Here is a 12,654-nt window from a genome sequence, read left to right on the forward strand (position 1 = left end):
GCCAGCCCGGTGCGCCCCAGCCTCCCGATTCCGATGACACCGCTTCGATCGAATCACCGCCGGCCTCCGGCACTCCCCTGTGCACTCGCCTGTGCACTCGCGCTCGCGACCTGCGTCCCGCACCACACCGCCGGCGCACAGGCCGCAGCGGCCACGACGGCGGCGGAGCCGACCATTCCGTACTTCGCGATCGGTGCCGACCCGCTCACGGCGCTCACCGGCCCCGCCCGGCCCGGCACCTACCTCGCTGCCGTCGGGCGTCGCGCGATTGCGATGGGCACCGAGGACGGGCGCCTGGAGCTGTGGAGCTGGCCGGTGAAGTGGCTGCACGACTTCGAGCTCTCGTTCCGCGTGCCGAAGTACACCGCACCGATCGCCGGCCACACCATCGCCACCGCGGTCATCGAGCGGCCCGAAGGTGTGACCATCGAGTACACGTACGAGCAGTTCACGGTGAAGCAGCACATCTTCGTGCCGCTGGACAAGCCGGCGGTGATCATGCTGCTCGAGGTGGACGCGATCCGGCCCATGGACATCATCGCGTCGTTCACCCCCGACGTGCACTACATGTGGCCGGCGGGACTCGGCGGCCAGTACCTCGTCTGGAACCAGGCGGCGAAGGCGTTCCTCTTCTCCGAGTCGAAGCGGACGGTCAACGCCTTCCTCGGGTCCCCGGCGATCACGCAGGCCTCGGACGTGCCCGCACACATGCTGGCCGCGGCGCCACCGCAGTTCGTGCTGGGCGTGGGCGGCGAGGGCGCGCGCTACACCGCACCGCGCCTTGGCGAGCCGCCCGGGGGCAACATCAACACCCGCGTGGCGTACATCCCGGTCGTGCTGGCCGGCGGGGCCATGTCACGCGACTCGGCGCTGGCGCTGTACCAGTCGCTGCTGGCCCCCGGTGCGGCCGAGCGCGAGTGGCGCGCACGACAGGACCACCAGTTCGAGATCGCCAACACGCAGCTCTCGGTGCACACGCCGGATGCACTGCTCAACCGCGCCGTCGAGTATGCGAAGGTCAACCTCGACGAGTCGATGGCCTGCAATCCCGACATGGGATGCGGCCTCATCGCCGGCTACGGCCTGAGTGGTGGCGCCAGCGACCGGCCGGGGTTCGGCTGGTTCTTCGGCGGTGATGCCGCGATCAACTCGTTCGCGATGAGCGGTGCCGGCCAGTCCGCGCTGGTGCGGGACGGTGTGCTGCGCTTCTTCGCGAAGTACCAGCGCGCCGACGGCAAGATCACGCACGAGATCTCGCAGAGTGCCGGCCGCGTGGACTGGTTCAGCTATCCCTACGCGTTCTACCATGGCGACACCAGCCCGTTCTGGATCCTCGCGTTCAGCGAGTACTGGCGCCAGACCGACGACACCGCGCTGCTGCGCGAGCTGTGGCCGAACCTGAAGCGGGCCTACCAGTGGTCGCTGGCCACGGACCGGAACGGCGATGGCCTGATGGAGAACCCCAGTGCCGGCGCCGGGGCGCTGGAGCTGGGTGACCTGCAGGTCGGCATCCTGTCGGACATCTACATGAGTGGTGTCTGGGCCGCGTCGCTGGAGCGCGTGGCACGGATGGCCGACGTGATGAAGGAGCCGGCCCTTGCCGCGCAGGCGCGCGCGACCCGCGCGAAGGCACTGGCCACGCTCGAGGCGAAGTTCTGGATGCCGCAGCTGGGCCAGTACGCCTTCGCGCTGCTCGAGGATGGCTCGCTCAACCCGAACGTCACGGCGTGGGCGGCCACCGCGATGGCGTTCGGCGTGCTGGACGAGGTGCGGGGCGCCGAGATGGCGACGAAGATCGCCTCGTCGAACGTGATGACCGACTGGGGGGCGCGCCCGCTGAGCGCGGCCAGCACGCTGTTCGACCCGCTCCACTACAACAACGGCGCGGTGTGGCCGTTCGTGACCGGGTTCACGGCGCTGGCCCAGTACACGTACCACAACGCGAGTGCGGGCCGGTTCGCGCTCGAGGCGATCGCACGCACGGGGTTCGACTTCGCCCGCGGGCGCAATCCGGAGGTGCTCTCGGGTCGCCTGTACAAGCCCCTCGACACCGCCGTGCCACAGCAGTTCTTCGCGACGTCGATGGTGCTGACGCCACTGATCCGCGGGCTGCTCGGCATCGACGTGGATGCGCCGCGGCGGCGGCTGCGCATCGCGCCGCACCTGCCGGCGGACTGGGACACGGTGCGCGTGGACAACATCCCGGTCGGGCCGGACCGGATCAGCCTCCTGATCGTGCGCGACGGCACCGGGCTGCGGCTGGTCTTGTCCGAGTCGCCGCGCCCACCCTGGGTGGCGTGGACGGGACCGCGCACGCTCGCGACGCCGCTCGATGTCGAGTTCTCGCCCGCCCTTCCCCTCGGTGCCGCCGTGTCGCTGCCCGCCGATGCCGTGGTGCAGACGCCAGGCGACGTGCATGCCACGGTGCGCAGGCGCTTCGACGCCGCGACGGCGGAGCTCCACGTGCCGTACACCGGCGGATGGCGACTGGTCGGCATCCGCCCCGCCGCCCCGCGGCCGGGGGCCCGTTCACAACATCAGCGCGTGATCAGCGAGCGCCTGGTGGACGGCCAGTACACCGTCACGGTCGAGGGTCTGGCCGGCAGCCGGGGCACGCTGGCCATCATGCCACCGGATCCCTCGGCCGGCATGGGAGTGCGGGCGCAGGGCGGCGGTGGCGGCACCGCACCGCCGGCGGCCGCGGGACGCGCCGGCCAACGCGACGCCACGTTCACCTTCCCAGCGTCCGGCGCCAATGCCGACGGCTTCACGACGATGCAACTCACCTTCACGCAGGTGCCACTGTGACGTTCCGGACCGCCCGACTGTGCGCGGCATCACTGCTCCTCACCCTGACTGCCTGCCGCAACATGCCCGCCGACAAGGCACCATCCACCGACAACGCGGCCCCGGCAGCCAGCTCCACACCAACGCCCGCCGGCGTCCAGACAGCACCCTTCGGCACGCTGCCGTCCGGCCAGGCGGTGACGCAGTACACGCTGAAGAACGCCAACGGGATCGAGCTGCGCGCCATCACGTACGGCGGCATCATCACGTCGCTGAAGACACCCGACAAGACCGGCGCCTTCGCCGACATCGTGCTCGGCTACGACAACCTCGACGGATACCTCAAGACGACGCCGTACTTCGGCGCCATCGTGGGCCGCTACGGCAATCGCATCGCCAAGGGAAAGTTCACGCTCGACGGCACCACACACACACTCGCCACCAACAACGGCCCCAATGCGCTGCACGGTGGCGTGGTGGGCTTCGACAAGGTGCTGTGGACCGGCAAGCCGGTGACCGTTGCAGGCGGCCAGGCGGTCGAGTTCAGCTACACATCGAAGGATGGCGAAGAAGGGTATCCCGGCACGCTGCAGGTCACGGTGCGCTACACGCTCACCGACAGCAACCAGCTGCAGATCGAATACCACGCCACGACCGACAAGGCGACGCCGGTGAACATCACGCAGCACAGCTACTTCAACCTGGCCGGCGACGGCAGCGGTGACGTGCTGAAGCACGAAGTGACGCTGAACGCCGACCGGTTCACGCCGGTGGACAGCACGCTGATTCCCACTGGCGCGTTGCAGTCGGTCGCCGGCACGCCATTCGACTTTCGCAAGCCAACCGCGATCGGTGCGCGCATCAACGACACCGACACGCAACTGAAGAACGGTGGCGGCTACGACCACAACTGGGTGCTCACCCGCAACGGCGAGGGGCTCTCAGCGGCGGCGCACGTGTACGAGCCGACCAGCGGACGCACGCTCCACGTCGAGACCACCGAGCCGGGCGTCCAGTTCTACACCGGCAACTTCCTCGACGGCACCATCACCGGGAAGTCAGGCCACGTCTACAAGTACCGGAACGGCTTCTGCCTCGAGACGCAGCACTTTCCCGACTCGCCGAACCAGGCGGCGTTCCCGAGCACGATCCTGAAGCCTGGGGCGGAGCACGTGTCGCGGACCGTGTTCACGTTCGGGGTGGAGCGCTGATTCGTCGGGTCGGTGCGGTTTGAGGGTGGGTCAACAGTGTTCACGCGGAGGGGCGGAGGGGCGGAGGGTTTCGAGTTGCTCGAGTTGTCGGTGCGCGATCACGAGAACTCAGCTACCGTTCCGCCTCTCTTCTTTGGTTGATTCTGAGACGCGAATCTGGTGAGGGGACGAGGTTGTTCACGACACGACGGAGGCCGTGGATCAGCGAGCTGCCACCGAAGTTGAGGACCAGGCCGACGGAGAGGCCGGTCAGCTTGAGACAGGTGCGCAGTTGCCGGGCGAAGACGGGATCGAGTTTCGTGACCGACTTCGCCTCCACGATGACGGCATCCTCCACGATCAAGTCGGCGCGGAAGGCCTCGTCGAAGAGCTTACCGGCGAACTCGAATCGCACCGCCGCCTGCCGTCGCGACCTGAGCCTGCGGCGCTCGAGATACAACGCGAGCGCCGCCTCGTAGAACGACTCGAGCAACCCCGGACCCGCATCCCGGTGCAGCTCGATCGCCGCGCCGATGACGTGATCAGTGACATCGTCAATCAACATCGTCTCTTTCGACATCGACGACCCCGAACGTTCACGGCACCCTCCGCCTCTCCGCCCCTCCGCGTGAACAATGTTGACGATGCCGGCCAAACGCAGACAACCGAACCACTGCGCGAGCAAGCGATTCAACGCTGATCACGGTTGCGGCGCGACGTTCTCGAGGTAGACCCCGAGCAACTGCCCCCGCCTGAGCGGCGGTAGAGTGAGGTCGATGCGGTGAGGCTGGTCCGGCGCGAGCCGCGAAAGGTCAGCCCAGAAACCGATGAACGTGCTCTTCTCAGGCTGGATGGACGTGTAGGCACGCCGGAACTCGACCCGCTGCCCGTCGATCAGCAGCTCGGCACTCGATGCGTCATCACCACCGACGATCGGTGCCCAGAGCAGCAGCCGCTCCGGCACCAGCCACGGCACCAGCGAGTCGGTTGCCGTCCACGGCAGCGGCCATTCCCGGCGGATCGCGGCCTGCCGGTCCAGCGTCGCCTGCGGAATGCGGAGGGTGGCGGTCAGCCGGCCACCGGTGAACGTCGAGTCCCACGGCACGACCGGGTGCATGGGGCCGCGCATGTCATCACCGTCGCTCCCCGAACTGGGAACGACCCGCCCAGCGCGACGCAACGGCGCGTTCACAACGCCGGTGCCGCGGCGGCGCACCTCGAGCACGATCGCCGAGCCGCCCGGCACATCCATCGAGAGCGTGTCACCACGGAGGATGCGCGGCGCGACGCTGCGGGCGACACGCGGGTGGACCTCCGTGATCGCATACTCTCCCGCCCGAAGCAGGCCGATCGACGCATCCAGCGGCACCCGCGCACCCAGCGCTCGCGGATCGGGATTGAACAGGAAGATGAAGCCGTGATCCCTGTCGATCATCGCGCTGCCATCCACCTTCCCCAGCGCCGGCTGCCCGAGGATCTGCCGCGTATGCCGCAGAAGGTCCTTGTTCGTCGCCGTCCACTCCAGCCACCCGCGCAGCCACCCGCGATCGCGCTCACCGAAGTGCGCGAACTCCGCCGAGTCACGGCCCGGCAGCAGGTTGATCACGTTGTTCCAGCCACCCACCGCGATGCTGCTGAGCACCGAGTACTTCCACCCCAGGTAGTCCCAGTCACGCGCCCGGAACGGCAGGATCACCTTGCCGCGGTCGGCCGTCATGACCTGCGGCATGTCGTCCGTCTCGTCCAGCCGCGGCGTCTGGTGCGTCATGAAGCCGGGCACCATCTCGTTCGGCGTGAACTCGTAGTTGCGATAGCGATACGCGGTGTAACGCTCCCGGTTGGCGGACACACGATCGAAGTGCAGGTCGGGGTACGGCGTGAAGCTCTCGGGCTGCTCGTCGTGGAACGTCGGATGCGGATAGCTGCCGGCCAGGTAGCTCCACGGCCCATACAGGTGATGCGCCTGCCGCCCGTCCAGCACGATGCCCGGCACGCGACGGCGCAACTCCTCCATCACTCGCCGCCATCCGTACCACTGCGCATAGCGACTCGTGCCTTCGTAGGTGAGGAACGTGTGATCGAACGAGTAGCCCGCGATACCGGTGCGATCGTGAAACGCGACCAGCTCCTCGATCAGCCAGTCCTGCAGCGCACGATTGCCGAGGCTTGCCGCCTTGCGCTTCGCATCACCGCGCGCCGGCACCAGCCACTGCGAGTCCTGCGAGAACGGCATGACGGGATAGACGTACGCGAGCAATCCAAGCTTCCGCTGCTTCGCCGCATCGAGCATCTGCTGCACGCTTGGCGGGATCTGGCTGCTGCGCGTCTTCCATTCGCCGCTGCGGATCTTCTGCCCCAACCCGAGCCAGAGCACATGCTCCCAGCTCCAGTCGTCCATGCTCTGCTCACGCCGCGAGATGGCGGAGTTCGATGGTGCGTACAGCACATACTGCGCACCCACCGCGGCGGCCTGGTCGAAGAGCCGCAGGTACTCCGTCCGCCCCGCCTGGGTGCCGACGTCGATCTGGTAGTCATTCGCACACCAGCCCACGAACACATTGAGCGGCGCCTGCGGCTCGTAGATGAAGCTCGATCGCACCATGCCGGTGAACGCCGCCACCTCGGCCTCATCCAGCCCCGGCGTCCCCTGCTCCAGCGGCTTCCACTCCGCCGTCATCTCGGCGGCGATCCGGCGGCCGCTGAGCGCGACGGGCGCGATCAGCGCGCGGTCGGACGTGAACGTGCCGTACTGCACGCGCCATTCCAGCTGCGGTGCGTACCGCATCGTCACGTCGCTGCCGCTGGTCGTGACGCGGAGGAACGGGTTCTGCGCGACGACGAGCAGCGATCGCCGCGCGCCGGATCGCAGCGCCGCGCCGTACTCCAGCGTGCCGAGCGATGGCTTCGGGCTCATCGGACGGAAGACGCTGACGGGTGGCGCGGCCAGCGACAGGTCGAGGAGCGTGACGCTGTCGACGCTGAAGGTGCGTGCCGCGAGCGCCGTGATGCGCAGCTGCTTCGAGACGAAGCGCCACCCGGGCCGCAGCGCGTAGGTGACGTGCACCTGCCAGGCGTTGCCACGGAAGTGATAGACCATCCCGTCGGCCGTGCGCTCGCGCTCCGGTGCCGGCAGGGTGCGGCTGTCGAGCGTGGTGCCGCCGATGGTGATCGCGAAGCCGTCACGCCCGAGGTGATCGGTGTGCGATGCCACGACGTCCGTGATCGACGTCAACCCGCGCGGGCCGAAGCGGGCGCGCAGGTGCTCGTTGGTCAGTTGCTGTCCCCGGACCGCCGTGGCGCCTGCCGCCAGCAGGACGAGGATCCGGCAGGCGTGGATCGCCATGTCGTTCCCAGGTCAGGTGTGCACACCCGCGTGGCGTGGCGCTGCCACGCGGGACGCCGCGCGGCTGTCAGCGATTGCCGCGGAGCTGCTTCCAGGAGGCCAGGCAGCGACGCGCCGTCTCGAACTCGTCGAACCGGCTGCCTTCCTGCTCCATCAGGTAGAACTCCACGCCACCGACCGACTCGAGCGCGGCGATGATCGCCGGCCAGGGCGAGATGCCCTCGCCGAAGAGCACGCGATACGACTTCTCCTGTGCCTCGGTCCCCGGCGCCCAGTCCTTGAGGTGTACGCTGCGGATGCGGCCCGGGTTGGCGCGGATCCACGCCACCGGGTCGGCACCGGCCTTCATCGTCGTGCCGACGTCCAGCTGCAGCACGAAATCCGAGGGCGTGTTGGCCGCGATCAGCTCCATCGGGCGCCCCCCGCCCTCCAGCGCCACCCACTCGGCGTCATGGTTGTGCAGGCCGGCGAAGAGGCCGTGCGGGCGCAGGATGTCGGCCGCGGCGGTGAGCTGTCCCGCGAACTGCATCCACCCGTCACGCGTGGCCGACGGGAACGGCGGCGACGCAAGCACGACGTACTTCGCCCCGAGGATCTGGTTGATCTCGATGGCCTTCGACATCGTCTCGCCGGGCGTGAGCGATGCCATGCCGTTGTGCGTGGAGAAGCACTTGAGGCCGATGTCGTCGATCATCGTCCGCATCTCCTTCGCCTGCGGCAGCGTCCACGACGTGTACGGCGCGAAGAACTCGACGGCCTGGTAGCCGATCTGCTTCACGGTGCGCAGGGTGTTCGGCATGTCGCGGAACATCTCCTTCCGCACCGCGAACATCTCGATCCCGATCGGGAACTGCCGCGCACCACCGGCGATCACCGGCCTGCCCGCGGCCTGTGCGGTGCCGGCCAGCAGCCCCTCGGCCAGCGTCCCGGTGGTGGCAAGGAGGGCCGCGCCAGCGCCCGTCCGGGCAAGGAAGTCACGGCGTGTGAGCGGGACGTCGGGCGACGGCTTCGGCATGGCAGCGGAGATGCGGGAGTGAGACAGCCTCGCCAGCGCGCGACGGGCACGGATGGCGCGTCGTGAAAGGTGGCGACGGGACCGGAGGGCGCTACGGGCCCGGCGACCGGGCACCCGCACGCGGCGGCGGCGCCGTCTCCCGGGCAGCCGCCCGCGCAGCGAGGACCAGCACGGCCACCAGCACGGCGCAGAACCAGGGTATCACGACCATCGCATCGTGCAACCCGGTGGCGCTCCCTTCCGCGGCGGTGGCACCGGCCGCCAGCGCCCGCGCGGCCATCGCATCGCTGAGCCGCCCGAACAGGAGAAGCCCGATGGCGGTGAAGAGATAGAAGACGAAGAAGTAGACCGACATGGCGGTGCCGCGCATCCGCGCCGGCACGAGGTCGTGGATGGCGGCGTAGGTGGTGCTGTAGTACGGGTAGATCGCCACCACGCCGCCGAACAGCAGGAGCCCGTACCCCGCGGCGGCCCCTCGGGGCTGCGACACGGCGAACCAGAAGAGGGGCGTCGCGATGGCGGCCCCGGCGGCGACAAGCCGGAGACGCCCCGCCGGACCGTGTCGACCGGCACGGTCACCCAGCCACCCGCCGAGCAGCATCCCGAGCCCGCCTCCGCCGCCGAAGACGAGGGCGTTCCAGCGGTTGGCGTGCTCGATGTCGAGCCCGTGATAGCGGATGTAGAGTGACGTGGAGAACGCGCTGACGGCGTACAGCACGAGGTTGAGCAGCGCGCCCGACAGGATGATCCATCGCAGCGACGGGATCCGCAGCAGCGTCTGCACCACCTGCCAGGTGCCTTCGCCAGGCGCGACCACTCCTGGGCCCGCCTCGACGTGCCCGGGTGCGGCTTCGCGGATGCACAACGCCAGCACGGCGAGCACGAAGCCAGGCACGGCGGCGACGTACAGCGCGGGACGCCAGCCGCCGGTGGCCTGCGCGACCATCCCGCTGACGAGGTAGCTCGCGCCCAGCCCGAGCGGCAGCCCGAGCATGAAGATGCTGATCGCGCGGGCTCGCCGGTGTGCGGGGACGAGGTCTGCGATCAGTGCGTTCGCCGCCGGCGCCAGGCTGGCCTCGCCGACACCCACACCCATGCGACAGCAGAAATGCGCGACGAAGCTTCCCGCCGCACCGGACAGCGCCGTGAACAAGCTCCACACGGCGACGCCACCGGCGAGGATCACCCGACGCCGGCCGGTGTCCGCCAGCCGGCCAAACGGGATGCCGACCAGCGCGTAGAGCAGCACGAAGGCCGTGGTGAGGCTGGCGAGCTGGCTGTCGGTGAGTGACCACTCCTGCCTGATCTTCTCCCCAACGGCGCCGATCACCTGGCGGTCGTAGAAGTTCATGAAGTTGAGGCCGAACAGCACGGCGAGCGTGAATCCGGTGCGCGCACTCGACCCGGGTGACGAGGCGGCGCCAGCGGTGGCCTCGGGGCTCGCGCTCACCGGCAGCGGCGGTCGTGGCCAGGCGCCGGGACCGGGGCGACGCGGCGGTCAATCCGCGGCCGGCCCGGCGGGTAGATTGCCGCCGCAGGCGCCTCGCGTGGAACCCGCATCGCCGTGCCCACACCCACACGCATGCCCCTGCCGCTTGCCTCACCGCCCCGCATGTCACCTCTTCGTCTGGGTCCAGCCATGAAACTAGCCACGACGTTCGCCGCCATCGCGCTCTGCAGCGCGTCACTCACCGCGCAGTCGAAGCTGAGCGAGTGGCCGCAGCAATCGGAGGACCGTCCGCGTCCCCGCGTGGTGGAGCCAGGCGCGCCGTACACGATCGCGCCGCCGGCCGACGCGGTGGTGCTGTTCAACGGCACGTCACTCGACCGCTGGATGTCGGCGAACGGCGCGCCGGCCCGCTGGCGCGTGGAGAACGGCGCCTTCGTCGCCGTGCCGGGATCGGGGACGCTCACCACGCGCGACAGCTTCGGGGACGTGCAGCTGCACATCGAGTGGTCGTCACCGAACCCGCCGGTGGGCAAGGGGCAAGACCGCGGCAACAGCGGTGTGTTCTTCGGCGGCGACCGGTATGAGATCCAGGTGCTCGACAGCCGCGACAACGTCACGTATGCCGACGGGCAGGCAGGCTCGATCTACGGCCAGTTCCCGCCGCTGGTGAACGCCACGCGCGCACCGGGGGAGTGGCAGGTCTACGACATCGTCTATCACCGCCCCCGCTTCACCGCGGACGGCACGCTGCAGTCGGCGGCGCGCTTCACGGTGTTCCTGAACGGGGTGCTGATCCAGGACAACATGGAGGCGGTCGGCCCGACGACCTACATGAAGCGCACCCCCTACAGCGCGCATCCGGACCGGCTGCCGATCACGCTGCAGGACCACGGACACCCGGTGCGTTTCCGGAACGTCTGGCTGCGCAACCTCGAATAGGCGGTCCGCACTGGCGTCCGAAACGGCAACTGCAAGGGCTTTGACGCGAAGGACGCAAGGTGATCGCGGCGCGTGGCAGTCCTCCGTGCGCACTGCAGCATCGTACTCTTGCCGGAATTGCAGCCGCCACCGCAGTTCCACTGGCGACGATGCTCCTGGTGCGTGTGGAGCTGGCCAGGACCGCCGACCACTCTGCGTTCTTCGCGTACCTTGGCGTCCTTGCGTCGAAGCAGATGCAGTTTGAGCCGTGGCAGCTAGCGCGGAAGGAGTCGAAGGCCGGTGCCCCAGGGGTCGCGGGTGGTGACGTGGGTGCCGTCGGTGTCCGCGGCATAGCCGGCGGACCTCAGGCTGGCGGCGGCCGCTGAGACGTCCTCGGCGGACGGCAGTTCGAGTCGCCATTCGAGGAGTTGCGGGGCATCGGGTGCCGCCGGGCGGGCGGCGGGGCCGGCCCAGGTGTTGGTGCCGAGGTGGTGGTGGTAGCCGCCGGCGGCGAGGAAGAGGGCGCTGGGGTAGCTCCAGACCATGCGATCGAAGCCGAGGGCATCGCTGTAGAAGCGGGCGGCTTCGTCGAGGTGGCCGACGTGGAGATGGACGTGCCCGATCGTCGTGCCGGCGGGCATGCCGGTCCAGCGGGTTCCGGTGGCGGCGGTGAGGAGTGCGGGGACGTCGACGGGGTCGGTGGCCATGACGAGCTCGCGGTTCCGCCGTTGCCATGTGTCGCGGGGCCGGTCGGCGTAGACCTCGATGCCCAGGTCGTCCGGGTCCTGGAGGTAGAAGGCTTCGGAGACGAGGTGATCGCCGGCTCCGGCTCGCACGCCCATCTCGCCGAGGTGTCGGACGAATGCACCGAGCGCCTCCCGGGTGGGAAGGAGGATGGCGAAATGGTACAGGCCGAGTGATTTCGGTGCGCTCGTGGTACGCCTCCGTTCGACGAGGGTGACGAGCGGATCGGAGTCCGGGGCGGCAGTGCCCAGGGTGACGCGGTTGGCGGACTGGGCGAGTGCGCGGAATCCGAGCACCGTTTCGTAGTAGGCGCGGGAGCGGGCGAGGTCGGTGACCTGGAGCGTGACGCCGGCGATGCGGGTCTGGTCCGGGAGCCGGTAGCTGGGCGGCTGGATGCCGTAGGAGCCGGCGGAGGCAGGCGCGCTGGCGTTCCCGTTGCCGAAGCGTTCGTCGAGGCTGGCGCCCATGTGGTGGATCCGGTGGGAGGTGGGTTTTCGAGTCGGCCCGTGGCGCTGGCCAAAGGCGAGTCGCTTTTATGTGACCGCTGCTTTTCTTGCGAGCGTGGTCAGATCGATGAGCGAACGGAGCTGGTCCGGGGTGAGTGCGGCGAGTTGCCGGGCGTGTTCCGCCTCGACAGGGCCGGTCGCATTCCGAAGCACCTTCGAGCCAGCATCGGTGATGTATGTGGACACCTGGCGTCGATCTGTGGCCGATCGCACGCGAGTGACCAACCCTGCGGCTTGCATCCGGTCCAGCAGGCGTGTGACGTCTGGCATGCGAGACACCAGGCGATCGCGGATCTCGTTGCGGCAGAGCCCGTCCGCGCCCGCACCGCGGAGGATGCGCAGCACGTTGTATTGCACGCTGCTCAGTCCGTAGGTGCGCAGCACCCGGTCGAGCGCGTCCTCGAGGATCGCGGCCGAGCGAACGAGGTTGAGGAAGGCTTCCTGCTGGAGGCTGTCGAAGGCTCGGTCCTGCCGGATCTCGTGGCGCAAGTCGGGGGTCATATGTGCATATATGGGTGTTATAACACCGAGTGTCAAGACACGCATATCAGGAGTGGCGGCCGGCTGGCTGTCGTCCCGACGTGCTGCGGCAACGTGCGGCGCCGCGTGACTCCGGCCGCCGCGTGACTCTGTGTCAGGCCGGCCCAAAGGACTCCGAGTCAGGCGGCCACATCGGACTCGGAGTCAGGCCGGCCCAAAGG

The 12,654-nt window shown here is 69.0% G+C and carries 9 protein-coding genes; 3 read left to right on the forward strand and 6 right to left on the reverse strand.

Annotated features, from left to right (window positions below; genetic code table 11):
* The first annotated feature begins 33 nt into the window (after positions 1 to 33).
* A complete protein-coding gene (locus tag IT355_14600; GenBank protein ID MCC7054496.1) occupies positions 34 to 2,808 on the forward strand; it encodes a hypothetical protein in 2,775 nt (924 codons plus the stop codon).
* On the forward strand, positions 2,805 to 3,998 hold the full coding sequence (locus tag IT355_14605; GenBank protein ID MCC7054497.1) for a galactose mutarotase: 1,194 nt from the start codon (positions 2,805 to 2,807) through the stop codon (positions 3,996 to 3,998). Before IT355_14600 ends, IT355_14605 begins: the two co-directional genes overlap by 4 nt.
* Positions 3,999 to 4,110: 112 nt before the next feature.
* On the opposite strand, the gene IT355_14610 is transcribed toward IT355_14605, so the two are convergent.
* The 4 genes from IT355_14610 to IT355_14625 form a co-directional block, all read right to left on the reverse strand.
* Positions 4,111 to 4,671: a GxxExxY protein gene (locus IT355_14610; GenBank protein MCC7054498.1), complete on the reverse strand. Its 561-nt coding sequence runs from the start codon at positions 4,669 to 4,671 to the stop codon at positions 4,111 to 4,113.
* Positions 4,672 to 4,677: 6 nt separating this feature from the next.
* Positions 4,678 to 7,320 carry a hypothetical protein gene (locus IT355_14615; protein MCC7054499.1) on the reverse strand — a complete coding sequence of 881 codons (2,643 nt, stop codon included), beginning with the start codon at positions 7,318 to 7,320 and terminating at the stop codon, positions 4,678 to 4,680.
* 67 nt (positions 7,321 to 7,387) lie between these two features.
* Positions 7,388 to 8,335: a sugar phosphate isomerase/epimerase gene (locus IT355_14620; GenBank protein ID MCC7054500.1), complete on the reverse strand. Its 948-nt coding sequence runs from the start codon at positions 8,333 to 8,335 to the stop codon at positions 7,388 to 7,390.
* 91 nt (positions 8,336 to 8,426) lie between these two features.
* Positions 8,427 to 9,785, reverse strand: coding sequence for an MFS transporter (locus IT355_14625; GenBank protein MCC7054501.1), 1,359 nt, complete (start codon positions 9,783 to 9,785; stop codon positions 8,427 to 8,429).
* Between the two features lie 189 nt (positions 9,786 to 9,974).
* On the opposite strand from IT355_14625, the gene IT355_14630 reads away from it, so the two are divergent.
* A complete protein-coding gene (locus IT355_14630; GenBank protein ID MCC7054502.1) occupies positions 9,975 to 10,724 on the forward strand; it encodes a DUF1080 domain-containing protein in 750 nt (249 codons plus the stop codon).
* Positions 10,725 to 10,978: 254 nt separating this feature from the next.
* Here IT355_14630 and IT355_14635 read toward each other — a convergent pair whose 3' ends face one another.
* Positions 10,979 to 11,914 carry a VOC family protein gene (locus IT355_14635; GenBank protein ID MCC7054503.1) on the reverse strand — a complete coding sequence of 312 codons (936 nt, stop codon included), beginning with the start codon at positions 11,912 to 11,914 and terminating at the stop codon, positions 10,979 to 10,981.
* A gap of 66 nt (positions 11,915 to 11,980) precedes the next feature.
* A complete protein-coding gene (locus IT355_14640) occupies positions 11,981 to 12,442 on the reverse strand; it encodes a MarR family transcriptional regulator (GenBank protein MCC7054504.1) in 462 nt (153 codons plus the stop codon).
* Positions 12,443 to 12,654: the final 212 nt, after the last annotated feature.

The organism is Gemmatimonadaceae bacterium (assembly GCA_020851035.1).
In the GTDB taxonomy this organism is placed as follows: domain Bacteria; phylum Gemmatimonadota; class Gemmatimonadetes; order Gemmatimonadales; family Gemmatimonadaceae; genus JACMLX01.

Bases quoted from the DNA above. Each gene is read 5' to 3' on its own strand.
- IT355_14630 (MCC7054502.1), top strand. From the start codon at position 9,975: ATGAAACTAGCCACGACGTTCGCCGCCATCGCGCTCTGCAGCGCGTCA.
- IT355_14620 (MCC7054500.1), bottom strand. From the start codon at position 8,335: ATGCCGAAGCCGTCGCCCGACGTCCCGCTCACACGCCGTGACTTCCTT.
- IT355_14615 (MCC7054499.1), bottom strand. From the start codon at position 7,320: ATGGCGATCCACGCCTGCCGGATCCTCGTCCTGCTGGCGGCAGGCGCC.
- IT355_14635 (MCC7054503.1), bottom strand. From the start codon at position 11,914: ATGGGCGCCAGCCTCGACGAACGCTTCGGCAACGGGAACGCCAGCGCG.
- IT355_14600 (MCC7054496.1), top strand. From the start codon at position 34: ATGACACCGCTTCGATCGAATCACCGCCGGCCTCCGGCACTCCCCTGT.